Genomic DNA, 21,743 nt, shown 5'->3' with positions numbered 1-21,743 from the left:
ATGTGATTTTTTTCACAATCATCGGTGTTCGGTTCCAGCAATCATGCGATGGACTTGGCCTGGCCGAAATTCGCGATCAGGAAGTTGTTCTTCGCAGGATCGACGAACGGTATCCAGCGAATCCGCTGCTCGGAAAAATCGGGATGCCTGGTTGCCAGAATGGCGCGTTCGCGTTCGGCCTCCTCAAGACGGCCGCTCCGCATCAAGGCGCCGATTTTGAGGAACCTGGCGTAGAAATAGCCCGGCGAAAGGTTGAGCGAGCGATCGGCAACCGCAATTGCCGCCGGCCAGTCCTCGACCAAACAGTATGCGGCAGCCAGCTCGCCCAGATTGTGAAAGCGGTAGAGGTCGAACGGGCTCAGCCGCTCGGTATCCAGGAAGAACGGGATCGCGCCGGCGGCATCGCCAAGCAGCAGCCGCGCGCTGCCCATTGCCGAGCGGGCGAAGGCAAAGCTCGGATTGATGTGGATCGCCTCGGCCAGATGCTCCGCCGCCGATGCCGGCTGGCCGCGCATGATGTCGGCCGCCCCGAGATAGGCGTGCGGCCGCGCGTCGAGGCTGTCCATCAACAGCGACTTGCGCGCAAATTCTTCGACCTTGGCCAGGTCGTCGCTGTCGCCGAAGCGCAGCCATGCCCGCCAGAAATACCACCATGCCAGCTCGTTCAGCACGGCGCTGGAATTCGGATCTTCCTGGTAAGCCTTCTCGAAGAATTCGAGCGCGATCTCGGTGTCTTTGCGCGTGCGCCTGTTCATGTGCCAGCGGCCCCGCCGCACCAGCTGCCAGGTCTCGAGGCTTTCCCACGGCACCTGGAAGGTGCGCACCTGCTCGGCTCGGTCGACCTCCTTGTCGAGGATCGAAACGATCTCGCTGCCGATCTGGTCGCGCAGGCTGAAGATGTCGATGAGGTCGCGGTCGAAGCGCTGCGACCAGACCAGGCGCCCGTTCGACGTGTCGGTCAGCGAGGCGTTGAGGCGTATCTGGCCGCTGTGGCGCGCCAGCGTGCCGCCGACGATGTAGCGCGCGCCAAGCGCATTGCCGATGAGCCTGGTTCCGAGCTGGTCGTCGCGAAACTGGAAGCTGGAGCCCTTCGCGATCACCGAGAGCCAGCGGGTGTTGGACAGGCCGTAGATGATGTCTTCCGCAATGCCGTCGGCCATGTAGCCGACGTCAGGCTCGCCTCCGTTGCTGCCGTGAAACGGCAGCACCGCGATTGCCGGCGGGCCCTTCGATGCGAGTCTGTCATGGACGGGAGCGGTAGGGATGGCGGCCAGCGGCGCAGCCATGGCCGCGCCGTTGCCGCCGCGTCCGGCGATCAGCACACGTACAGGCAGGGCGATGTTCTTGAGCATGAACTCACCAAGATCGGTGAAAACCGCCGCCGTCTTGTCCTTTACGTGGTGCCAGGTCGTCTCTGAGATAGCTAGACCGTCATGCGGAGCGAATTCCTGGAGGCGCGCGGCAATGTTGACGTCGTCGCCATAGAGGCGGCCCTCGCGGACGATGACGCCTCCGGTGTTGATCCCGGCCCGGAACGGCATGCGCATCTCATCCGCGGCCGAGGCATTGAGTGCCATGATCCGGTCCTGGAAATCGAACGCCGCGCGCAAGGCTTCGATTGGATTGCCGAATTCGGCCATGATGCTGTCGCCGGCAACACCAAACGTGCGGCCGCCAAAGGCGCCGCAGCTGTCCGTGATGATATCGCGCCTTTCCTCGAAGGCCGCGACGGCGCGCTCGTCGTCGATGCCCATCAGCCGCGAAAAACCAACGGCGTCGATAGAAATGATTGTCGCAAGCTGACGGGTATAGTTCCGTTCAGCCATGGTTGAGCCCCCGGTCCCTGTTTTCGGTCCAGAACAGGCGACTTCCGCTCCCAAAAACACTTCGCCGTTTGCCGATGGAAGATCCCCGGCAGGCTCGGCGCGCCGTTGCCACCCTGTTGGTCCGGGACTCTAACAGGGTCTGGCCAAAAGCTCTACCACGAACAGCTAATGGAAGGCGGTTTCGGCGCAAGCCATGGTTAGTCGTTCGTTACCTGAAGTCCGATGTTGCAGAAGCCTCCTTACTTGTTGGATTCGCGCCGTTTTACTTATTTAAGCTTTCGCGCATAGAGGTCGCGCCGGGCGTGACGGACCAACTGTGGAGCAAGGCGTTGCCCGCCGTTGGCGGAACCAACGGGCCAGGATTCGAGTTGTCAGCGCGTTCATGCCACCACGAGAGATTGAGGGCAGTCATGCGCGGTGTTCTTTTGGCAAGCGGTATCGCGTTTTTCCTTGTCGGCGGGTCGGCTTTCGCGGCCGAAGCGCAAGCGCTGCCGCCGCAAAATGCCAAGAAGCTCTCGGAAATCCTGACCAAGGTCGAGAAGCGGAGCGACTTCCAGTATATCAAGGAGGTCGGCTGGAGCAGCGACGGCTATACCGTCACCTATTACACGACCGACAAGGCCAAGGTCGAAATCACCTACGATCCGGTCACCGGCGAACCGAAGTAACGCCTGATACGGCCGCCCGCAGCTGGGCCGCGCCTCCCTATCCGAGACTTGCGTCGATGCACGTTTGATGGCTGACTGCGCGCCATGATTGCGGGCACGGGGGTGCATGGCAATGGTTGGCTACGTTCTAAAGCGCATCCTGATGGTGCTCGCCGGCTATCTGGTCGCGGTGCTCGTCGGACTGGTCGCGTTGGTCCCGATCTATGCAGCGTTGAGCTCGCTGCCCAACGCCCCAAGCTATTTCGAGCTGATGCAGTTCACGCCCGTCGCCGTGCTGGTCGTGCCGCCGCTTGGCATGTTCGTCTATTTCCTGACGATTGTGGCGACCGGCATGCCGACTCTGATCTTTGCGCTTATTGCCGAGGTCTTCTCGTTGCGGAGCTTCTGGCTGCATATGCTGTCCGGCGGCGTGGTTGCGACCGCCGGTTTCATGCTGCTCTCTCGGGACGCGCCGCACGATCCGGAACGCTGGGCCGACCTTGGCATCATCGTCGCGGCCGGGCTGGTGGCCGGTTTCGTTTATTGGCTCATTGCCGGACGTGACGCCGGTTTCAGGCGCCCGCTCATCGAGCGCTTAGGTTGACGGTGCGCGCACCGCTTCGGTCGCATCCAGCGCCTGCATCAGCTTCGAATCGCGATCGTAGACGTCGTCGAAATATTCGACCTTGCCGGACATGTCCGGCCAAGCGGTGAAATAGGCGACATAGACCGGGATGACGCGCGTGACATTCTCGGTCGAATGACCGTGCTTCAGCTTCTCGGCGATGTCGTCGACCGACGTGCCGAGCACAGCGGCCGCCATGCCGCGCGGATCCTGCAGGCGGATGCAGCCATGGCTCAGCGCGCGCATGTCGCGCCCGAAGAACGACTTCTGCGGCGTGTCGTGCATGTAGATGGCGTGCTTGTTGGGGAAGAGGATCTTCAACTCGCCAAGCGCATTGGCCTCGCTCGGCTGCTGGCGCACGCTGAACGGGATTTTGGCACCGTAGGCGCCCCAGTCCACCGCCGCAGAGGGAACTCGCCTGCCGCTGGAATCCGTCACCTCATAGCCGGCACGGTCCAGATAGCCCGGATCGCTGCGCAGCCTCGGCAGCATCTCGTTGACGATGATCGACTGCGGCACGCCCCAATAGGGGTGGAAGTCGACCTGCTTGATCTGGTTGTAGAAAAATGCGGTCTGGTTGGTGACCTTGCCGATGACCACGCGGGTCTTCAGCTTCTCCTCGCCATTGTCGATGTAGCTTGCGGTGAAGGCCGGCTGGTTGATGAAGACGCGCGGGCTGCCAAGATCGGAGGGGAGCCAGCGCAGCTCTTCAAGCGCCGCCATGACCTTCTCGACCTTGTCGGCCTTGGACGTTCCGGCGAGCGAGGCGACGGTGCGCGGGCCGATGACGCCGTCGCCCTTCATGCCGGCCCGCTTCTGCACCGCCTTGATCACCGGCACCAGGTCAGGATCGTAAAGCTCGCTCTTGCCGAGCCGGGCGAGGGTCTCGCCGAAGTCACCGCCCATCTCGTCATCGAGGTTGCGCGCGATCAAAGTCAAAAGCTTGGGCAGTTCCGGGCTGCTTTCACCGGGCTTCAGGAGCAGCTTCGGATCGACGACGATCTCGTTCTCCTCGCTTGCCCGGAGCGACTCCAACTCGACGCGCAGCGCCTGATATTCAGGGTTCTGCGGGTGCCGCGATTCGAGATAGGTGCGCACCTCTTGCGTGTGCGCCAGCGTCTTCAGCACGCCTTCGAGATCGAGCGGCTTGGCCGGAAAATCGTAATAGCCGGTCATGCGGTTCGGATCGACTCTGCCGCTCTGGGCGTCATGGGCGTAGCGCAGCACGCGCGCCGATAGCGCCATCTCGAAGCGAACCAGTTCCTTGGTCCGCGCTTCGGGCAAGGCGGCATTCGTGGCCGCCGCCGGAACATCGACGGAGTAATCGGCAGGCGTCAGGCCGTAGCTCGCCGCTTCGCCAAGCACCCGCACGGCATCCTGCGCCCTGCTGTTGGGTGCATCCCCTGTCACCCAGATGAAATCCGGATTGGCCGAATAGTAGGCGATGAGCGCCTTGGCGATATCGGGCTCGGCAAAGAGTTCATAATCGCTCAGGCTTGCCAGCGCATCGCGGAACGCGCTTCCGCTCACGGAGGGCACAAAGGCAGCATCTTGCGCGGTCGCGGGCGGCGGGGCGGGCAGCAGCGACTTGAAGTCGACGCGCACAAGCTTGTCGGCCCTGTAGGTATTGTAGGTCGGGCTGCTGATCCTGACGCTACCGCCTGTGCCAGGCTGCACCTTGCGCGGCTTTGGCGGCGGCGGAAATTCTCCTTGGGAATTGTGCCGGATGCCGCCGCCGAACAGCATGTCGAACAGCCCCTGCGCGCTCGCCGGCTGCTGGCCGAAGGCAAGTGCCGCCGCGATCGCGATCGGCATGGCGGCCTTTTTGTTCCCGAGGATTTTCATGCTTCACCCGCACCGGTTGAAACCGGTTTCCCGTTCCGCGCCGCTAGACGGTCCCGCCCTCCGCATGGCGGATGTAATGCGCGACTGTACCGATTCATACTGATTCCGTTAAGCTTCCATAAATTTTCGCGACCGTGTTGCAGAACAGTTTCACATCCGTGTGAGACACAATGCGGCAGGGCGGCTCCCGGTTTCAGAGGCCTCGGTAACAATCAGGCGTTGGCGCCATGCGGCCTGGGCCACCATGACCGGCCTTCCTGCCTGACAAACATCGGCCCGTGACAAACAGCGGTCTTTGTGATCGAAATTCCGGCGGGCGCGAGCCATGGCCTGGAGGATGCGCAGTGAAGAAGGGATATCGCGAACTTCTTGACGAGGCGAATGCCGAGATCGAGGTGGTTTCGCCTGAGGAAGCGGCCGGGCTGCTGGAGGATGACGGCACCATCTTCGTCGATTTGCGCGACCCCCGCGAGGTCGAGCGCGACGGCAAAATTCCCGGCGCCAAGCATGTAACGCGCGGTATGCTCGAATTCTGGATCGACCCCGAAAGCCCTTATCACAAGCCGTTCTTCGCCTCCGGCAAGACCTTCGTCTTCTTCTGCGCCGGCGGCTGGCGTTCGGCGCTGGCGACCAAGACGGCGCAGGACATGGGTCTCGCGCCGGTCAAACACATCCTTGGCGGCTACACAGCCTGGAAGGCTGCCGGCCTGCCGGTCGAGCCAGGGCAGAAGAAGAAGGCCGACTGAGCCATTCGCAACTCCGGACGGAAGACGGCAGCAGGCCCCTCCCGCGTTAATTCTCAATGCAGCGCCGGTTGGCGTTCCTCGGCGACGAAGCGCACGGCGCGCGCGACCACAACCTTATCGGCAAGGATGCGGCGGTGGCCAAGCCCTTCGGCCCAATGCAGGCTCACATGATCGCCGGCTCCCGCATACCGTTTTGCGTGATCGGCATGGACTTCGCGGTCGTCAGGCGCATGAATGATCAGCGTCGGCACCGGAGCCTCGGCGAGCTGGCGGTCGCCCGTGAAATCGCTGAGCGGCCGTCCTGACAAATGCTTCACCCGATCCGCCATGGCGACCCGGGAGCGCGGCCCGACATTGAGCCGGTGGCTGAAATCGTCGAAGATGGCCGGCAGCGAGCTCGGCGCCGCGATCAGAACCAGTTTCTCGGCCGCAAGCGGCGGCATGCCTTTCACTGAAGCGGCAACCGCATTGGCCGCGACAGCGCCGCCGAAGGAATGGCCGACAGCGGCGGCAAACGGGCCGAACCATTCGCCTGCGACTCGCACGGCGTCGACCGCGGTCACCATATTGAGATGTCGCCCGAGCGAATGGCCGTGGCCCGGCAGGTCAAGCGAGACCACCTTGTAGCCGGCGTCGCGAAACCCATCGATCAGAGTTCGCATGTATTCGGTGCGCGAGCGCCAGCCATGGATGACGAGCACGGTGCCGCGGGAGCCCCTGCCCGGCCCCGGCCGGAACTCATGCACCGCAACGCAATCCGCCTTCGTCTTCAGCCGGTGATGGCGCGCCTCGGCCATGAAGCCTGCAGCGCGCTCGACCGCGCGGCGCTCGCCATCGCTCAAGGCCTTGACGTTTGGCGTGCGACAGAACAATTCGAACGCGGCGCGGCCACTGAGACGCGGCGCGACATGCTCGGCCGCGCCGAAGACGCCTCGGATGACCTTCAATCCAAATGATGCCATAGTGTCGGTCCAACCATTCGTTCAAGCATGAACATAATAGTTCAAACATGAACATTAAGCAAGAGCTGCCCTGGGACAATCCGCGCTTTCGCAACTGGGTTGCGGTGGCGCGCGCCTGCCATGTGCTGGAGCGCACGCTGGCGGTGAAGCTGGCGCCGCTCGACCTCAAACCGGCGCAGCTCGACGTGCTGATGAACCTCTACCGTCATCCCGGGATGTCGCAGCACGACCTTGCCCGCAAGCTCTTGGTCGGCCGCTCAAACATCACGATGCTGTTGCCGCAACTGGAAGCCCGCGGCCTGTTGCGGCGCGAAGGCGACGAAAAGGATAAGCGCGTGCTGCGGTTGAACCTCACCGAAGCCGGCGAGGCCCTGCTGATGCGGGCGCTGAAAGTGCATATGGCGCTCATCGAGAAGGCGATGAGCCAGTCGACAGCGGAGCAGTGCGACATGATCGGCGAGCAGATGCGCAAGATCGCCGATGTCCTGAAGGAGGCCTGACCGGGCGCTCTCGAGGCCGCTACCACATGGTCTGCTTTGCCCGCTCCGGCCATTCCTTGTCATATGCGGCGCCATTGATATTTCTGCGGCTGGTGATCTCGAGGATCTGGCCGGGCGTCGGCAGCGACTTCGGGTCGACATGCTTTGCCGGGTTCCAGAGCTCCGAGCGCACGATGGCGCGTGCGCACTGGAAATAGACCGCGGCGACGGCGACGACGGTGACCGACCGTGCCGGCTTGCCATCGACCATGAAGGACGCGCAAAGCTCGGCATCGGCTGTGATATGGGCGCGGCCGTTGACGCGCAGCGTCGTGCCGGAGCCCGGCACAAGGAAGAGCAGCCCGACGCGCGGATCGCGAATAATGTTCTTCAGCGAATCGGCGCGGTTATTGCCGCGCCTGTCGGGCATCATCAGCGTTTTTTCGTCCAGGAGGCGCACGAAGCCGGCGAGATCGCCGCGCGGCGAGCAGTCCAGCCCCTCCGGCCCGCAGGTCGCCAGCGCCACGAAAGGCGAGGCTTCGATGAAGGCTGCATACTGCGGGATCACATGGTCGAGCTCCTTGGCGACCGAGGCCTCGCCAGGCAGCCCGTAGAGGGCTTCGAGCTGTTCGACCGATGTGATGAGCGACATCTTTTCGCCTCCTGACCTTTTGCCGGCGCTACTTTATGTCCATGACGCTTTGACGACACCCAGTCGAAAGTCTTGGGCCAGGCTAGCGGTCGCGGCTGAGCCCCTTCTCGGCCAGCTCGGCGAGGTAGGCGTTCCAGCGCTCGTCCTTTTCATGCCCGAGCGTGTGAAGATAGTTCCAGGTGAAGATGCCGGTGTCGTGGAAATCGTCGAAGGTGATGCGCACCGCGTAATTGCCGACCGGCTCGATCTTAAGAATCGCGACATTGCGCTTGCCGGGCACAGTCACGCGCTGATCCGGCGAATGGCCCTGCACCTCGGCAGAAGGCGAGGCAACGCGCAAGAACTCCGCCGGCAGTTCGAACGGCTGATGCCCGGCAAAGGTCACGGTGAGCAGCTTGCGGTCCTTCGAGACCCTGAGTTCCTTCGGCGCCGTCATGTTTCTTCCTAAATGCGTTGCGCCCTTCCCTACGCCGGTTCGCGCAGTGCGAAAAGGTGATAGAAGGCAGCCGACAGAGAATGTCGGTCGGGGAATGTTACCAAAGATCGAGAGCTTCTATCTTGAATGCGCGGTTGGATCGTATCACATAGCCGTATATAACGACGCTGCTCAGGCCACGGAAGCGCTTGCAATGGACATGATCGACCCCTTCGGTCGCACGATCAGCTATCTGCGCGTGTCGGTTACCGACCGCTGCGATTTCCGTTGCACCTATTGCATGGCCGAGGACATGACCTTCCTGCCCAAGAAGGATCTGCTCTCGCTCGAGGAGCTCGACCGGCTCTGCAGCGTCTTCATCGAAAAGGGCGTCAGGAAGCTGAGGCTGACCGGCGGCGAGCCGCTGGTGCGCAAGAACATCATGCACCTGGTTCGCCAGCTGTCGCGGCATCTTGAGAGCGGCGCGCTGGAAGAGCTGACGCTCACCACCAACGGCTCGCAGCTGTCGCGCTTTGCCGCCGAGCTCGCCGACTGCGGCGTGAAGCGCATCAATGTCTCGCTCGACACGCTCGATGCCGACAAATTCCGCCAGATCACCCGCTGGGGCAATCTCGGCAAGGTCATGGAAGGCATCGACGCCGCGCAAGCGGCGGGCCTGAAGGTCAAGCTCAATGCCGTGGCGCTGCGCGACTTCAACGACGCTGAAATACCGGAGATGCTGCGCTGGGCGCATGGTCGCGGCATGGATCTGACGGTCATCGAGACCATGCCGATGGGCGAGATCGACGCCGACCGCACCGACCAGTATCTGCCGCTGTCGTTGCTGCGCGCCTCGCTTGAGCGCCAGTTCACGCTGACCGACATTCCTTATAAGACCGGCGGCCCTGCCCGCTATGTCCAGGTCGCCGAGACCGGCGGTCGGCTCGGTTTCATCACCCCGATGACGCATAATTTCTGCGAAAGCTGCAACCGCGTCCGGCTGACTTGCACCGGCACGCTCTATATGTGCCTCGGCCAGGAGGACGCCGCCGACCTGAGAGCGCCGCTGCGCGCCTCCGAAGGCAATGAGCTGGTCGGCGAGGCCATAGACGAGGCGATCGGGCGCAAGCCGAAGGGCCATGATTTCGTCATCGACCGCCGCACCAGCCGACCCTCGGTATCGCGCCATATGAGCGTCACCGGCGGCTGATTTTTTCTCCGATTTGGTGCAGGATCACCCTCGGTCACGGACCTTGGGGGCATCATGAAGTGTGTTCATCTCGTCCAGGGCGCGCCTTTGGTGATCGCCTTCTCGTTGCTGACGATTGCGACGACAGCGGCAATCGCAAAGCCGTTCACCTACGTCAATGCGCGCTTCGGCACGTCCTGCACCTTCCCCGACGAGATTTTCAGCGACCGCTTGCCCGAGCCAGAAAACGGCGATGGGCAGCAATGGAGCGCGCCCGACGGCGCCAGCCTGACCTGCTCGGGCATTTATAACATCGACAACGACACTCCGAAGGGCTTCGTCGCCGACGAAAAGGCAAACACCGGGCCGGGCTACAAGATCACTTACAGCAAGTCCGGGAAGAATTGGGCGGTGGTTTCTGGCATCAAGGGCGACAAGGTCTTCTACGAACGGCGCCTGTTCGGAAAGGATGGTGTCATCCGCACCGTCTGGATCGAGTATCCTTCCTCGCTTAAGGCGAAATACGATCCGCTGAGCGGGGCGATCGCCGCCAGCCTGCGCGGCCCTTGAGCTGCGCTCGGCGCACTGGAAATAAACCATCCGCGCCGACTTCCACCCGATTTACCGCCGACTTGTTCCGGCCTAGCCTCATGAAGCGATTTTCGCATTCAGGGGGAATTCTCATGCGCAAATTCTTGGCTTCGCTTGCAATGCTCGGGATTGCCTTGGTGCCTGCGGCCGCTCAGTCGATCGGTGGCACCTACACTGTCGCCGGCACCAATTTCGACGGATCGAAATATGGCGGCGAGGCAACCATCACGCTGACCAGCGACACAACCTGCACGATCCATTGGGAAACCGGCGGCTCGTCCTCCGACGGCATTTGCATGCGCAACGATGATGCCTTTTCCGCCGGCTATGTGATGGGCAAGGAAATCGGCCTCGTCGTCTACAAGGTGGAGAAGGACGGCTCGTTGCACGGGCTGTGGACCATCGCCGGCCAGAACGGCAACGGCACACCGAAATAATCGCTCAGGGATTGCAGCCGATATTGAGGGCCGCAGGAACCTCCTGTGGCCCATTTCTTTGACGTTGCTGTCTTGCCGCTGGCTGTTAGACGCTTGCGAGAGAACATAACCCGGAAGCGCCCTTGCCTCTTTCGCCAAATCTTCGCGGCGCACTGTTCATGGTCGTGGCCATGATCGGCTTCACCTTGAACGACGCGATCACCAAATTCTCATCCGAATCGATGAACATGGCGCAGGTAATGCTGGTGCGTGGCGCCTTCGCCTCGCTCTTCGTCGGTCTGCTCGCCTGGCGGCGCGGCGCGCTTGCTGATCCACGCGCCATGCTGCAGCCGATGGTCGCGCTGCGTGTCGCCGGCGAAGCCGGCGCGACCGTGTCGTTCCTGATCGCCCTTGCCCATTTGCCGATCGCCAACGTCTCCGCCGTTCTGCAGGCGCTGCCGCTGGCCGTGACGATGGGCGCCGCACTGTTCTTCGGCGAGGGCGTCGGCTGGCGCCGCTGGCTCGCCATTGCCGTCGGCTTTGCCGGCGTGCTGATCATCGTGCGGCCGGGCTTCGAGGGTTTCAGCGCCTATTCGTTGCTGGCGCTGGCGAGCGTCGGCTGCTGCGCGGTGCGCGATCTCGCCACCAAGCGCATCCCGCAAGCGATCCCGACCATGCTGGTATCGACCGCGACTGCGCTGGCCATGACGATCCTGGGTGCGCTGCTGCTCCCGCCGATGGGCGGCTGGACGCCCATGACCGCCAAGGCGACGGCGCTGCTGGCGCTGGCCGCCGTGCTCGTGCTCATCGGCTATCAGTTCATCATCATGGCGATGCGCTCGGGCGACATCTCCTTCATCGCGCCCTTCCGCTATACGGCGCTGCTGTGGTCGATAGTGCTCGGCCTCGTCATCTTCGGCGATATCCCCGACCTGCCGATGATCGTCGGCGCCGCGATCATCATCGGCTCCGGCCTCTACGCGCTCTACCGCGAGCGTGTCGTCGGCAGGCGCCAGCCTGCCGCCGAAAGCGCTGGACCCGACATGGCGCCGGACGGCATATAGTCCCGATGGACCGAAGCGTTGCAGGCATCATCCTGGCGGGAGGCCAGTCGCGCCGGATGGGCGGCGGCGACAAGACGCTGCTTTCGCTGGGCAAGGTCAGGCTGATCGAGCATGTCGCCGCGCGTCTCACACTGCAGGTCGCCACGCTGGCGCTCAACGCCAACGGCGATCCGGCACGGTTTGCTGGCACCAACCTTCCGGTGCTTGCCGATACGATAGAGGGCCATGCCGGCCCGCTCGCCGGCATCCTCACCGGCCTTGAATGGGCGGCAGCGGACACGGGCTACCGGTCGCTGGTCAGTGCGGCCGGCGACACGCCGTTCTTCCCTGGCGATCTCGTCGAGCGATTGGCCGTTGCCGCTCGGGCACGGCCGGGCGCGATCGCGGTCGCTAGTTCCGACGGCAGGTGGCACCCGACCTTCGCACTCTGGCCGCTCGGCCTGCGCGATGCCCTGCGCCATTTCCTGGTTGAGGAGGAAACTCGACGGGTCTCGGCCTTCATGGAGCGGCATGGTTTTGTCGAGGTGGAGTTTCCGATGCTCGAAGCCGGAGGCGAGCGGCTAGACCCGTTCTTCAACATCAACACGCCCGACGATCTTGCGGAGGCCGAGCGTCTGTTGCAAAGCCTTGAGCCATGAGACGCGTGTTCGGCATCACCGGCTGGAAGAACTCCGGCAAGACGACCCTGACCGAAAAGCTGGTCGCCGAGCTGGTGCGCCGCGGCTGGACGGTCTCGACGGTCAAGCATGCCCATCATGACTTCGACATCGACAAGCCCGGCACAGACAGTTTCCGCCACCGCCAGGCCGGCGCGATGGAGGCCGCGGTCGTCTCCGGACGGCGCTGGGCATTGATGCACGAACTGCGCAACGAGGACGAGCCGGCGCTGGACGACATCCTGGCGCGGCTGGCGCCCTCGGACATCGTGCTGGTCGAAGGCTACAAGCGCGAATCACACCAAAAGATCGAAGCGAGACGGCTGGAGGCCAAGGACCGGACGCCGCTTTCGATCAACGACCCGAACATCGTGGCTGTCGCCGCCGACTTTCCGGTCGAAGGCGAAAAGCTGCCGGTCTTCAACCTCGACGATACGAAATCGATAGCCGATTTTATCGAGCGCGCGACCGGTCTCGTCAGTCCAGGCAAGTAACGCAGCGGCACACGGCGGTTGCCGTTTGCTGTTGTTTTTGCAGTTGCTTTTTTCTTGCAAAGAGTGGGAGTATCCCGCGCAGCGGGCGGTCAAAAAGGCTCCGCCCACAAGAGCCGCACGGGACAGCGGCCATGACAATATGAGAGGATTATCATGCGTATTGCACTGCGTATCGCGCTTGCCGCTTCGGCCGCGCTGCTGACACTTGGCGTCGCCCAGGCTCAGGAAAAGACCCTGAGGATCGGCACCGAAGGCGCGTACCCGCCCTTCAACAACCTGACCTCGGACGGCCAGCTGGTCGGCTTCGACATCGACATCGCCAAGGCCCTCTGCGACGAAATGAAGGTGAAGTGCACCTTCGTCGCGCAGGATTGGGACGGCATCATCCCGGCGCTCCAGGCCGGCAAGTTCGACGCCATCGTCGCTTCCATGTCGATCACGCCAGAGCGCCAGGAAAAGGTCGACTTCACCCACAAATATTACAACACGCCGTCGGCGATCGCCGTGCCGAAGGATTCGCCGCTCAAGGGCGTGACCAAGGAAGACCTCGCCGGCAAGACGATCGGCGTCGCCACCACGACGACCCACTTCAACTATGCCTCGAAGACCTACACCGACAGCACTATCAAGGGCTATCCGAGCAGCCCCGAGGAACAGGCCGACCTCGCCAATGGCCGTCTCGACGCCATCGAGGACGACATCGTCGTGCTGCAGCAGTGGCTGGATTCGCCCGACGGCGCCTGCTGCAAGATCCTCGGCCAGCCCTCGCCGCAGCCGGTCGAGATTTTCGGACCGGGCGCCGGCATTGCCGTGCGTAAGGGCGAGACCGACCTGGTCAACAAGCTGAATTCCGCGATCGACGCTATCCGCAAGAATGGAAAGTACAAGGAAATCAACGACAAGTACTTCAAGTTCGACGTCTACGGCGCCGAGTCCTGATCATTTGCGCTCAGGGCGGTGAGGATCACCTCGCCGCCCTGCCTCCATTCCGGGATCGCCACGGAGACACGCCCCGCCAATGCCAGCCCAAAGCATTTGGACACTTCTCAGTTGGGGACCGGATGGCTGGAGTGACGACATTGCGTCTGGTGTGCTGGTCACGGTTGCGCTGGCGCTTGCGACATTGCCGATAGGCCTGGCGATCGGGTTCTTCGTCGCCTTCGCCAAGCAGCACGAAGAGCCCGCGCTCCGGCTCGCGGCCAACATCTACACCACTGTTTTTCGCGGCCTGCCCGAACTGGTGACGCTGTTCCTGTTCTTCTTCGGCATGCCGCTGCTGCTGCAATATGTCGTCCGCCTGTTCGAGCCCGAGGCGACAATCGACGTGAACAGCTTCATTGCCGGCATGATCGTGCTGGCGCTGATCTTCTCCTCCTACGCTAGCGAAGTCTTTCTCTCCGCCTTTCGCGCCATTCCCAAGGGCCAGTATGAGGGCGGCTACGCCATTGGCCTTTCGAAATGGCAGACGATGCGCCTGGTGATCCTGCCGCAACTGCTGCGCATCGCCTTCCCCGGTCTGGAGAATTGCTGGCTCAGCCTGCTCAAGGACACCTCGCTGGTGTCGGTCGTCAATTTAGCGGAAACCCTGCGCAATGCCGGTGTCGCGGCGCGCGTCACCAAGCATTCCTTCCTCTTCTACAGTGTCGCGGCGCTGGTCTTCCTTGTGCTGGCCATCCTGTCCTCGGTCGCCACCGGCTATATCCAGCGCTCGCTCGGGCGGAGGGAGGCACGATGAGCGTCAGCCAGGCTATTGCGGTTGACAGGCCACCGCCCCGGGCTCGCGGCTGGCCGCGCGTGCGCATCATAGGCTACGCGCTGGTCGGCCTCTGGGGCCTTTTCGGCATCGGCATCGTCGCCTATCTGGTCCACGCCTGGAACGCCGATTTCTTCGCCAGATACGCGCCGGCCTATCTGCAGGGGCTCGGAACCACCCTGTCCCTGGTCGGCATCTCGATGGTGGCGGGCGCTATCCTCTCGTTGCCGGTTGCCTACGGGCGGATGTCCAAGAACCGCATCCTTTCCGGATTGGCTTATTGCTACGTCTACTTCTTCCGCGGCACCCCGCTGCTCGTGCAGACCTATCTGGTCTATTACGGTGTCGGCTCGTTCCGTCCCGAGCTGCAAACCGTCGGACTATGGTGGTTCTTCCGCGAGGCGTTCTACTGCGGCGTCTTTGCCTTTTCGCTCAACACCGCCGCCTACCAGGCCGAGATCCTGCGCGGCGCCATCGAAAGCGTTCCGCGGGGCCAGTGGGAAGGCGCGGCCTCGCTTGGCCTGCACAAGCTGCAGACGCTGCGCAAGGTGATCATGCCGCAGGCGATCATCGTGGCGCTGCGGCCTTACGGCAACGAGCTCATCCTGATGATCAAGGCCTCGGCGATTGTCGCCATCATCACCGTCTACGACCTGATGGGCAACGCGAAGCTCGCCTACGCAAAATCTTTCGACATCCAGGCCTATATCTGGGTGGCGATCGTCTACCTGGTGCTGGTCGAGATCCTGCGTCACGGCGTCGAATGGATCGAACGCCGGATCACCATTCACCTCAAACGATGACGGGCCTGCACCAGTCGATGCGGCTTTGCACGCCTTGACGAATTTTTCGCATAGCCTAGACCTTCCGCCACTGAAATCTGTTGTTGGAAGGCAGGCTTATGGCATCGGTTGCATTTCTCGGTCTTGGCGTCATGGGCTATCCGATGGCCGGGCACCTCAGGAACAAGGGCGGCCACGACATCACCGTCTATAACCGCACGACCGCCAAGGCCGAACAATGGGTCGCCCAGCATGGCGGCAGACTTGCGCTGACACCGGCCGAGGCGGCCGAAGGCAAGGATTTCGTCTTCTCCTGCGTCGGCAATGACGACGACCTGCGCTCGGTGACGACAGGCGCGAGCGGCGCCTTCGCCGCGATGAAGAAGGGCTCCGTCTTCATCGACAACACGACAGCCTCGGCCGAAGTCGCGCGCGAACTGGCCGAAGCCGCCGGAAAGGCCGGCTTTTCCTTCCTCGATGCGCCGGTGTCGGGCGGCCAGGCGGGCGCCGAGAATGGCGTGCTGACCGTCATGGTCGGCGGTGAGCAGGCCGCCTTCGACAAGGCCAAGCCGGTCATCGATGCCTATGCCCGCATGGTCGGGCTGATGGGACCCGTGGGCGCCGGCCAGCTCACCAAGATGATCAACCAGATTGCCATTGCCGGCCTCGTCCAAGGGCTGGCCGAAGGCATCCATTTCGGCAAGAAGGCCGGCCTCGACATTGAGAAGGTCATCGAGGTGATCTCCAAGGGCGCTGCCGGCTCCTGGCAGATGGAGAACCGCCACAAGACGATGAACGCCGGAAAATATGACTTCGGCTTCGCCGTCGACTGGATGCGCAAGGATCTCGGCATCTGCCTCGCCGAAGCCAACCGCAACGGCGCCAAGCTGCCGGTGACCGCGCTGGTCGACCAGTTCTACAAGGACGTGCAGGACATTGGCGGCAGGCGCTGGGACACGTCCTCGCTGCTCGCCCGCCTGGAAAAATAGACGGCGATGGTCCTGCCCGATCCAAGCTGGAGCGCCGACGAGATCGTCGCCCATCTGCGTTCGATCGGCAGCGAGAAAAACCGCGCCGGCATGGCGCGATTCGGCATCAACACGAGAACCGCGCTCGGCGTCGGCAATTCCGATCTGCGGCCGCTGGCGCGCAAGCTGAAGAAGAACCAGGAACGGTCGCTGCTCTTGTGGGACACCGGCATTCGCGAAGCGCGATTGATGGCCGCTTTCACCGGCGAGCCGAAGAAGCTCGACATCGGTCAATGCCGGCGCTGGGCCGCCGATTTCGACAGTTGGGAGATTGTCGATACCGTTGCCGACCTGTTCGCCGAAACACCGTTCTGGCGTGAGCTGGTCGAGGAATTCGCCAAGGACGAGCGCGAGTTTGTCCGCCGCACCGCCTTTGCCATGCTGGCCTGGGCGGCGGTGCATCTGAAGAAGGAGCCGGACGCGAGCTTCCTCGCTGCTCTGCCGATCGAGAGGCATGCCGGCGATCCGCGCAACTTCGTGCGCAAGGCGGTGAACTGGGCACTGCGGCAGATCGGCAAGCGGTCGAGGGCGCTGCACGCCCCTGCCCTTGCGCTGGCCGAGAAACTGGCGGCGTCGTCCGACAAGACGGCACGCTGGATCGGCAAGGACGCGGTGAAGGAGCTTTCCGATGTCAAACAGCTCGAACGGCTCGCGACCACACGACTGTGATCTCAGCGAAGTAAGCTCACGACGCTTTTACTCGCTTCCGAAATGGGACTGGCGGAGGATGACCACCATGAGCAGGCGTTTCAGATCAAGCGCGACGCTGGCGATCGTGCTTATGCTCGCCACCGCGAGAGCCGACGCCGCGGCCGACGTCGCGCATATCTTCTGGAAAGACTTGCGCCCGGCGACGCAGGCGGTCGCCGAGGACGCCAACCTGCCGATGATCGCGGCAAAACTGCCCGATCACGGTGAGACACTGTCGCTCAATCTGCAGGACAAGACCGTTCAATTGTCCGGCTACGCCTTGCCGGTCGATCGCGAGGGCGACCTCGTCTACCAGTTCCTGCTGGTGCCTTGGACCGGCGCCTGCAGCCACATGCCGACGCCGCCTCCGAACCAGATCGTGCTGGTAACGCCGGCGCATCCTTACAGGATGGCGGAGGCATACCAGCCGGTCTCCGTCACCGGCGTGCTGAAGCCCGGCATGGAGAAGAGCCAACTCTTCATCCTGGACGGCGTCTTGATCGTGCAGTCCGGCTATACCGTGCGCAAGGCCGAGGTGGCTGATGTCGACAGCGTGCCGGACGCCGTCACGCTCCCGGTCAACTCGCCGTGGAATTTCCTCAACAAAAAGAAGAACTAGGTCTCGCAACTTCGCGCATATCGGGAAGCGCGAGCGCCAGATCCTCAGGCCGCGTTGGCCCCCGACTCCTTGTCCAGGATCATGTAGTCGAGCGGGATCTCGGTCGTGTACTTGATCTGCTCCATGGCAAAGGAGGACGACACGTCGCGGATCTCGATCTTGGCGATCAGCCGCTTGTAGAAGGCGTCGTAGGCGGCAATGTCGGGCACCACGACGCGCAAGAGATAGTCGACGTCGCCGCTCATGCGGTAGAACTCGACCACCTCCGGAAATTCCTGGATGACCTCGGAGAAGCGCCGCAGCCATTCATGGCTGTGCGAATTGGTGCGGATCGAAACGAAGACGGTGACGCGCACATTGACCTTCTCATGGTCGAGAATGGCCACGCGCCGCTTGATGACGCCCTCTTCCTCGAGCTTCTGGATGCGCCGCCAGCACGGCGTGGTCGACAGGCCGACTTTCTTGGCGACATCGGCGACCGCAAGCGTCGCGTCCTCCTGCAGGAGGCGAAGAATTTTTCTGTCTAGGCGGTCCATGGGAAGGCTCCAGCGGAATAGTTTGGCTATAATCCTTTTTATCAGGCCCTTTCACAAGAAAGAAATTCTGCCAATGCCGGCAAAAGCGAGTGATTTCTTGCAAGATGCCTAATTGAGGCGATAGCGGATTTCCGAGCGCAGGAATGGCAGCAAATCCATTTCAAACCACGGATTCTTCTTCAGCCAGCCGGTGTTTCGCCATGACGGATGCGGCAGCGGCAGCACTTTCGGCCCGGCTGCAGCATCCCAGACAGCGCGCCAGTTTCTGACCGTTTCCGTCAGCGACGGCCCACGCGCCGTGCCCATGTGCCAGGACTGCGCATAACCGCCGATCGTCAGCACCAGATCGATCTGCGGCATCAGCGCCATCAGATCGGCGCGCCAGGCGGTGGCGCATTCGCGCCGCGGCGGCAGGTCGGCGCCCTTGGCGTCCTGGCCCGGAAAGCAGAAACCCATCGGCACGATGGCGAATTTCTCCGTGTCGTAGAACTCGTCGGGGGTGACGCCGAGCCAGTTCCTCAAGCGATCCCCGGAAGCGTCGGTGAACGGCATGCCCGAGATGTGGACTTTCGTGCCCGGCGCCTGGCCGGCAAGCAGGATGCGGGCCTTCGACGAAGGCACAAGCACCGGGCGCGGCTGATGCGGCAGGGGCCGGCCGCGCGGCTGCTCGACGCAGATGCGGCAAGCCCGCACCTTGGCGGCAAGGCTCTCCAGCGCTTCGCTCATGTCCGGCGGGTTCTCCAAAAACAAGCCTCAAGCAGCAGCGCTTGGCCGGCTAGAGAGCGCTGCGTGCCAGCGCAGCACGTTCCCGCATTCCTCAGGCACCTTGATGCGTGCCGGCTTCATGAAATCGATGGCGATCAGCCCGGTGATGTCGGCGACCGAATAGGTGTCGCCGGCGGCAAATTCCCTATCCGCCAACTCCCGGTCGAGGAGATGCAGGAACTCGATGGCCTTCGGCTTGTTGGCCTCGCCCCATTCCGGGATCTGCGGCACCTCCCATTCCTTCATCGCCGGATGGATGTGCCGGAACGCGGCGGCCACGCAGCTCATCAGGTTTAGCTCCAGACGCCTTTGCCACATCTCCACCATGGCCTTGCCGAGCGCGCTTGTTCCGAACAGGGCGGGCTCGGGGTGCAACTCCTCGAAATAACGGCAAATGGCGATGGATTCGGTGATGATGGTCCCGTCGTCGAGTTCGAGCACGGGCAGCCGCCGCAGCGCATTGCGCGACGCCACCGGCTCCTTGCGATGCTCCAGCGCGCCCATGTCCACGGGCACCAAAGGGACGGTTAGCCCTTTTTCAGCCAGGAAAACCCGAACCCGTCTGGGGTTGGGCGCCCGGCCGCCATCGAACAGCTTCATTCCAGTCTCCGATCTTCATGCCAATCTTAGGGCGCGCTGCAATGCATGTCGCCCAAAACTGCATAGCGGTTTGGCAAGACCACATGTTGGCAAACAGAGCATCCCCCGAAGCGGGCATCACCAGAAACGAACAAGCTCACGCAACGCATCGCCGAGCGAAGCCAGTGCGCCGTGCTTCCTTTCGACGGGTTGATTGTGATGGCTGTCGCGCCAGTCCTGCGGCTGATCGAAGGAGCCAGCCCAGATGCCCACCTTGGCAGCCCGGGCGACGGCCTCCTCGGTTTCGAAGTCGCCGAAGGCGACGGCCCATCCGGACTGTACCTGCGCCCGGTTGAGGTCCGTGTCGCCCGCCTTGCAGTCGCCGAGCAACCGGCCGTAGCGGTCGCGCTGCCAGCCGCTGCAGGAGACCGGCCTGTCGGCGATCAGCTGCACCAGCGACTGCCGCGCAAGCCTGCCGCAGGCATAGTTGGCCCCGTCCTTGCGGCACGTCTGTGTGTATTCCGGCGAGTCGATGCCGCGCATGCGGATGCGCTCGGCGCCAAGCGTGATCGAATCGCCGTCCTTGACGATCGCCGAGCCTTGCTCCTGTCGCGTCTCGAAGCGGTCGAGCCGCGCCGCCACCAGGATGGACAGGCCAAGCAGGACCACGGCCAGCCCGTAATCCAGAAGCCTGCGCAAAAGGCTTCGCGGAGGCCGCGGAACATAGCGCCGGCGCGGTCTTCGCGACCAGGAACGGCTCATATGGCAAACAGTCTCTTAATCATTCGAACGTAGCTTAACGAACTGAAAATCGCTGCGCGCAGAAATTGAACTTGCATGCCTTTGCTACGCTCGGACACAGCGGACAAATTCATTGTGGACCGCAGGAAACCGCATCGCAACAGCGATGTGGCGCGCGCGGTGCGCAGGACGCGTGACCGTCTTTCGCAGCAGGCCGGCAGCCTCGATTTCGACCGCGAACTGCTCAAGCTGCATGCACGCGCCATGGTGGTCAGTGCGGCGGCGATTCCTCTGCTTGTGCTTGTAGTAGCGGCCATCGGCCGCTTCGCGGGCCTGGGCAACCAGGTCGCCGTCTGGGCTCTCTTCATGCTGCTTTGCTACGCTATCGTCACCTTCATGGCGCGGCGCGTCGAGCGCGCGGAAGCGGCCGAGCTCGACCCTGTGCAGACGCGCCGCGATTTCCTGATCGGCCATTCGCTCTGCGGCCTCGGCTGGGCCTGGTTCGCCTGGCTGGGCTGCGCCACATGCCAGGTCGACCAGTTCCATGTCGTCAAGGCCATGGTGCTCCTGGTCGCCATGGCGACGACTGCGGTGATGGCATCGTCGCTGGGCGGCGCGCTATTGGCGACCTTCGCCGTTCCCGTGGCGGTCTATGTCTATGCCGTCCTGCGCCTGTGGATGCCGATCGAAGGGATCATGGCGGCGCTTCTGGTCGCTGCCCTGCCCTTCTTCGGCTACGTCGCGCGCCATCTCAACCAGTCATCCTGGATGCTGCTCTCCTTCCGCTCCGAGAAGGACGCGCTGATCGCCGAGGTGGAGACTGCCAAATCCATGTCCGACGAGGCCAGGCGGCGCGCCGAGGACGCCAATCTGGCGAAGTCGCGCTTCCTCGCCTCGATGAGCCATGAGCTCCGGACGCCGCTCAACGCCATCCTCGGTTTCTCCGAAGTGATGGCCAATGAAGTGCTCGGGCCGATGAACAACCCGACCTATCGCGATTACGCGCATGATGTGCACGAATCCGGCCAGCATCTGCTCGATCTGATCAATGAGATCCTCGACCTGTCGCGCATCGAGGCCGGCCGCTACCAGCTCAACGAGGAGCCGGTGGCGCTGGTGACGATCGTTGAGGATTGCTGCCATATGATGGAACTGAGAGCCCGCAACAAGGACATCCGCGTCATCCAGGAGTTCGAGACCGCGCTACCGCGCCTGTTCGGCGACGAGCGTGCCATCCGGCAGATCGCGCTCAATCTGCTGTCCAATGCCATCAAGTTCACGCCGTCGGGCGGCGAAGTGCGTGTGCGCGTCGGCTGGACGGCGGGCGGCGGTCAGTACATCTCGGTCAAGGACAACGGTCCAGGCATTCCGGAAGAGGAAATCCCCGTGGTGCTTTCCGCCTTCGGCCAGGGCTCGATCGCCATCAAGAGCGCCGAACAGGGAACGGGCCTCGGACTGCCGATCGTGCAGGGTCTGCTCGACATGCATGGCGGCGAGTTCGAGCTGCACTCCAAGCTGCGCGAAGGCACCGAGGCCATCGCCATCTTCCCGCTGAGCCGAGTGATGGAGGAATTGCCCGCGCTGCCGACCAAGGCTGTCGCCGCCCGCCGGCGTTAGCTCCGGGACGCCGGTTGGACCCGAAC

Annotated in this window: 26 protein-coding genes; 17 read left to right on the top strand and 9 right to left on the bottom strand. The window is 63.1% G+C overall.

Going from position 1 to position 21,743, the window contains the following annotated elements:
- Positions 1-41: 41 nt before the first annotated feature.
- Entirely contained in the window at positions 42-1,826 is a 1,785-nt protein-coding gene (locus EOA32_RS10420) for an adenylate/guanylate cyclase domain-containing protein (protein WP_128371704.1), read from the bottom strand.
- Positions 1,827-2,236: 410 nt separating this feature from the next.
- Between EOA32_RS10420 and EOA32_RS10415 the strand changes: the two genes are divergently transcribed.
- On the top strand, positions 2,237-2,494 hold the full coding sequence (locus tag EOA32_RS10415) for a PepSY domain-containing protein (protein ID WP_066989847.1): 258 nt from the start codon (positions 2,237-2,239) through the stop codon (positions 2,492-2,494).
- Between the two features lie 142 nt (positions 2,495-2,636).
- A complete protein-coding gene (locus tag EOA32_RS10410) occupies positions 2,637-3,077 on the top strand; it encodes a hypothetical protein (protein WP_245499236.1) in 441 nt (146 codons plus the stop codon).
- Here the strand turns inward: EOA32_RS10410 and EOA32_RS10405 are convergent.
- Complete coding sequence (locus tag EOA32_RS10405; RefSeq protein ID WP_128371702.1) at positions 3,069-4,943, bottom strand: murein L,D-transpeptidase; 1,875 nt, start codon at positions 4,941-4,943, stop codon at positions 3,069-3,071. The two genes, EOA32_RS10410 and EOA32_RS10405, sit on opposite strands and share 9 nt — an antisense overlap.
- Before the next feature lie 344 nt (positions 4,944-5,287).
- On the opposite strand from EOA32_RS10405, the gene EOA32_RS10400 reads away from it, so the two are divergent.
- Complete coding sequence (locus EOA32_RS10400) at positions 5,288-5,689, top strand: rhodanese-like domain-containing protein (RefSeq protein ID WP_066989852.1); 402 nt, start codon at positions 5,288-5,290, stop codon at positions 5,687-5,689.
- Between the two features lie 53 nt (positions 5,690-5,742).
- Here the strand turns inward: EOA32_RS10400 and EOA32_RS10395 are convergent, their stop codons facing one another.
- Complete coding sequence (locus EOA32_RS10395; protein WP_128371701.1) at positions 5,743-6,651, bottom strand: alpha/beta hydrolase; 909 nt, start codon at positions 6,649-6,651, stop codon at positions 5,743-5,745.
- A gap of 47 nt (positions 6,652-6,698) precedes the next feature.
- Between EOA32_RS10395 and EOA32_RS10390 the strand changes: the two genes are divergently transcribed.
- A complete protein-coding gene (locus tag EOA32_RS10390; protein ID WP_095777691.1) occupies positions 6,699-7,151 on the top strand; it encodes a MarR family transcriptional regulator in 453 nt (150 codons plus the stop codon).
- A gap of 19 nt (positions 7,152-7,170) precedes the next feature.
- Here EOA32_RS10390 and EOA32_RS10385 read toward each other — a convergent pair whose 3' ends face one another.
- Positions 7,171-7,782 (bottom strand): pyridoxamine 5'-phosphate oxidase family protein, encoded by a 612-nt coding sequence (locus EOA32_RS10385; RefSeq protein ID WP_128371700.1) that lies wholly within the window; start codon positions 7,780-7,782, stop codon positions 7,171-7,173.
- Between the two features lie 82 nt (positions 7,783-7,864).
- A complete protein-coding gene (locus tag EOA32_RS10380; RefSeq protein ID WP_066989863.1) occupies positions 7,865-8,218 on the bottom strand; it encodes a DUF971 domain-containing protein in 354 nt (117 codons plus the stop codon).
- 193 nt (positions 8,219-8,411) lie between these two features.
- Here EOA32_RS10380 and moaA point away from each other — a divergent pair, with 193 nt between their 5' ends.
- The 12 genes from moaA (at position 8,412) to EOA32_RS10320 (ending at position 17,479) form a co-directional block, all read left to right on the top strand.
- Positions 8,412-9,407 carry a GTP 3',8-cyclase MoaA gene (gene moaA, locus EOA32_RS10375; RefSeq protein WP_095825398.1) on the top strand — a complete coding sequence of 332 codons (996 nt, stop codon included), beginning with the start codon at positions 8,412-8,414 and terminating at the stop codon, positions 9,405-9,407.
- A 54-nt stretch (positions 9,408-9,461) separates the two neighbouring features.
- Complete coding sequence (locus tag EOA32_RS10370) at positions 9,462-9,956, top strand: hypothetical protein (RefSeq protein WP_128371699.1); 495 nt, start codon at positions 9,462-9,464, stop codon at positions 9,954-9,956.
- Between the two features lie 113 nt (positions 9,957-10,069).
- Positions 10,070-10,414, top strand: a complete 345-nt coding sequence (locus tag EOA32_RS10365) for a hypothetical protein (protein WP_128371698.1) — start codon at positions 10,070-10,072, stop codon at positions 10,412-10,414.
- A 122-nt stretch (positions 10,415-10,536) separates the two neighbouring features.
- On the top strand, positions 10,537-11,457 hold the full coding sequence (locus EOA32_RS10360) for a DMT family transporter (RefSeq protein WP_095780504.1): 921 nt from the start codon (positions 10,537-10,539) through the stop codon (positions 11,455-11,457).
- Positions 11,458-11,462: 5 nt separating this feature from the next.
- Positions 11,463-12,095 carry a molybdenum cofactor guanylyltransferase MobA gene (gene mobA / locus EOA32_RS10355; RefSeq protein WP_128371697.1) on the top strand — a complete coding sequence of 211 codons (633 nt, stop codon included), beginning with the start codon at positions 11,463-11,465 and terminating at the stop codon, positions 12,093-12,095.
- Positions 12,092-12,607: a molybdopterin-guanine dinucleotide biosynthesis protein B gene (mobB, locus tag EOA32_RS10350; protein ID WP_128371696.1), complete on the top strand. Its 516-nt coding sequence runs from the start codon at positions 12,092-12,094 to the stop codon at positions 12,605-12,607. The genes mobA and mobB overlap by 4 nt, the downstream gene beginning before the upstream one ends.
- A 153-nt stretch (positions 12,608-12,760) precedes the next feature.
- Positions 12,761-13,546, top strand: a complete 786-nt coding sequence (locus EOA32_RS10345; RefSeq protein ID WP_066992755.1) for an ABC transporter substrate-binding protein — start codon at positions 12,761-12,763, stop codon at positions 13,544-13,546.
- Between the two features lie 79 nt (positions 13,547-13,625).
- Positions 13,626-14,342, top strand: coding sequence for an ABC transporter permease (locus tag EOA32_RS10340; protein ID WP_066992752.1), 717 nt, complete (start codon positions 13,626-13,628; stop codon positions 14,340-14,342).
- Positions 14,339-15,163 (top strand): ABC transporter permease, encoded by an 825-nt coding sequence (locus tag EOA32_RS10335; protein ID WP_128371695.1) that lies wholly within the window; start codon positions 14,339-14,341, stop codon positions 15,161-15,163. Before EOA32_RS10340 ends, EOA32_RS10335 begins: the two co-directional genes overlap by 4 nt.
- Positions 15,164-15,261: 98 nt before the next feature.
- Positions 15,262-16,131 carry an NAD(P)-dependent oxidoreductase gene (locus EOA32_RS10330; RefSeq protein WP_128371694.1) on the top strand — a complete coding sequence of 290 codons (870 nt, stop codon included), beginning with the start codon at positions 15,262-15,264 and terminating at the stop codon, positions 16,129-16,131.
- 6 nt (positions 16,132-16,137) lie between these two features.
- On the top strand, positions 16,138-16,839 hold the full coding sequence (locus EOA32_RS10325) for a DNA alkylation repair protein (RefSeq protein WP_128371693.1): 702 nt from the start codon (positions 16,138-16,140) through the stop codon (positions 16,837-16,839).
- 67 nt (positions 16,840-16,906) lie between these two features.
- Entirely contained in the window at positions 16,907-17,479 is a 573-nt protein-coding gene (locus EOA32_RS10320) for a DUF3299 domain-containing protein (protein WP_066992741.1), read from the top strand.
- A gap of 44 nt (positions 17,480-17,523) precedes the next feature.
- Here EOA32_RS10320 and EOA32_RS10315 read toward each other — a convergent pair whose 3' ends face one another.
- From EOA32_RS10315 to EOA32_RS10300, 4 genes are all read right to left on the bottom strand, one after another.
- Positions 17,524-18,015 (bottom strand): Lrp/AsnC family transcriptional regulator, encoded by a 492-nt coding sequence (locus EOA32_RS10315; protein WP_066992738.1) that lies wholly within the window; start codon positions 18,013-18,015, stop codon positions 17,524-17,526.
- A 108-nt stretch (positions 18,016-18,123) separates the two neighbouring features.
- The gene (locus EOA32_RS10310) at positions 18,124-18,741 is read right to left on the bottom strand and encodes a uracil-DNA glycosylase family protein (RefSeq protein ID WP_128371692.1); all 618 of its coding nucleotides are present in this window, start codon (positions 18,739-18,741) and stop codon (positions 18,124-18,126) included.
- Between the two features lie 27 nt (positions 18,742-18,768).
- Positions 18,769-19,380 carry a glutathione S-transferase gene (locus EOA32_RS10305; protein WP_128371691.1) on the bottom strand — a complete coding sequence of 204 codons (612 nt, stop codon included), beginning with the start codon at positions 19,378-19,380 and terminating at the stop codon, positions 18,769-18,771.
- A 117-nt stretch (positions 19,381-19,497) separates the two neighbouring features.
- Positions 19,498-20,121, bottom strand: coding sequence for a thermonuclease family protein (locus EOA32_RS10300; RefSeq protein ID WP_128371690.1), 624 nt, complete (start codon positions 20,119-20,121; stop codon positions 19,498-19,500).
- A gap of 75 nt (positions 20,122-20,196) precedes the next feature.
- On the opposite strand from EOA32_RS10300, the gene EOA32_RS10295 reads away from it, so the two are divergent.
- The gene (locus tag EOA32_RS10295) at positions 20,197-21,717 is read left to right on the top strand and encodes a HAMP domain-containing sensor histidine kinase (RefSeq protein ID WP_066992725.1); all 1,521 of its coding nucleotides are present in this window, start codon (positions 20,197-20,199) and stop codon (positions 21,715-21,717) included.
- Positions 21,718-21,743 lie beyond the last annotated feature (26 nt).

Origin of the sequence: Mesorhizobium sp. M1A.F.Ca.ET.072.01.1.1, from assembly GCF_004023325.1 — a bacterium.
Classification (GTDB): domain Bacteria; phylum Pseudomonadota; class Alphaproteobacteria; order Rhizobiales; family Rhizobiaceae; genus Mesorhizobium.
This window is presented reverse-complemented; position numbering and strand designations above follow the sequence as displayed.

Bases quoted from the DNA above. Each gene is read 5' to 3' on its own strand.
- EOA32_RS10300 (WP_128371690.1), bottom strand. From the start codon at position 20,121: ATGAGCCGTTCCTGGTCGCGAAGACCGCGCCGGCGCTATGTTCCGCGG.
- EOA32_RS10345 (WP_066992755.1), top strand. From the start codon at position 12,761: ATGCGTATTGCACTGCGTATCGCGCTTGCCGCTTCGGCCGCGCTGCTG.
- EOA32_RS10420 (WP_128371704.1), bottom strand. From the start codon at position 1,826: ATGGCTGAACGGAACTATACCCGTCAGCTTGCGACAATCATTTCTATC.
- EOA32_RS10295 (WP_066992725.1), top strand. From the start codon at position 20,197: ATGCCTTTGCTACGCTCGGACACAGCGGACAAATTCATTGTGGACCGC.
- EOA32_RS10390 (WP_095777691.1), top strand. From the start codon at position 6,699: ATGAACATTAAGCAAGAGCTGCCCTGGGACAATCCGCGCTTTCGCAAC.
- EOA32_RS10385 (WP_128371700.1), bottom strand. From the start codon at position 7,782: ATGTCGCTCATCACATCGGTCGAACAGCTCGAAGCCCTCTACGGGCTG.
- EOA32_RS10410 (WP_245499236.1), top strand. From the start codon at position 2,637: ATGGTGCTCGCCGGCTATCTGGTCGCGGTGCTCGTCGGACTGGTCGCG.
- EOA32_RS10370 (WP_128371699.1), top strand. From the start codon at position 9,462: ATGAAGTGTGTTCATCTCGTCCAGGGCGCGCCTTTGGTGATCGCCTTC.
- EOA32_RS10340 (WP_066992752.1), top strand. From the start codon at position 13,626: ATGCCAGCCCAAAGCATTTGGACACTTCTCAGTTGGGGACCGGATGGC.
- EOA32_RS10315 (WP_066992738.1), bottom strand. From the start codon at position 18,015: ATGGACCGCCTAGACAGAAAAATTCTTCGCCTCCTGCAGGAGGACGCG.
- mobA (WP_128371697.1), top strand. From the start codon at position 11,463: ATGGACCGAAGCGTTGCAGGCATCATCCTGGCGGGAGGCCAGTCGCGC.
- EOA32_RS10320 (WP_066992741.1), top strand. From the start codon at position 16,907: ATGAGCAGGCGTTTCAGATCAAGCGCGACGCTGGCGATCGTGCTTATG.
- EOA32_RS10335 (WP_128371695.1), top strand. From the start codon at position 14,339: ATGAGCGTCAGCCAGGCTATTGCGGTTGACAGGCCACCGCCCCGGGCT.
- moaA (WP_095825398.1), top strand. From the start codon at position 8,412: ATGGACATGATCGACCCCTTCGGTCGCACGATCAGCTATCTGCGCGTG.
- EOA32_RS10415 (WP_066989847.1), top strand. From the start codon at position 2,237: ATGCGCGGTGTTCTTTTGGCAAGCGGTATCGCGTTTTTCCTTGTCGGC.
- EOA32_RS10365 (WP_128371698.1), top strand. From the start codon at position 10,070: ATGCGCAAATTCTTGGCTTCGCTTGCAATGCTCGGGATTGCCTTGGTG.
- EOA32_RS10305 (WP_128371691.1), bottom strand. From the start codon at position 19,380: ATGAAGCTGTTCGATGGCGGCCGGGCGCCCAACCCCAGACGGGTTCGG.
- mobB (WP_128371696.1), top strand. From the start codon at position 12,092: ATGAGACGCGTGTTCGGCATCACCGGCTGGAAGAACTCCGGCAAGACG.
- EOA32_RS10380 (WP_066989863.1), bottom strand. From the start codon at position 8,218: ATGACGGCGCCGAAGGAACTCAGGGTCTCGAAGGACCGCAAGCTGCTC.
- EOA32_RS10405 (WP_128371702.1), bottom strand. From the start codon at position 4,943: ATGAAAATCCTCGGGAACAAAAAGGCCGCCATGCCGATCGCGATCGCG.
- EOA32_RS10325 (WP_128371693.1), top strand. From the start codon at position 16,138: ATGGTCCTGCCCGATCCAAGCTGGAGCGCCGACGAGATCGTCGCCCAT.
- EOA32_RS10310 (WP_128371692.1), bottom strand. From the start codon at position 18,741: ATGAGCGAAGCGCTGGAGAGCCTTGCCGCCAAGGTGCGGGCTTGCCGC.
- EOA32_RS10395 (WP_128371701.1), bottom strand. From the start codon at position 6,651: ATGGCATCATTTGGATTGAAGGTCATCCGAGGCGTCTTCGGCGCGGCC.
- EOA32_RS10330 (WP_128371694.1), top strand. From the start codon at position 15,262: ATGGCATCGGTTGCATTTCTCGGTCTTGGCGTCATGGGCTATCCGATG.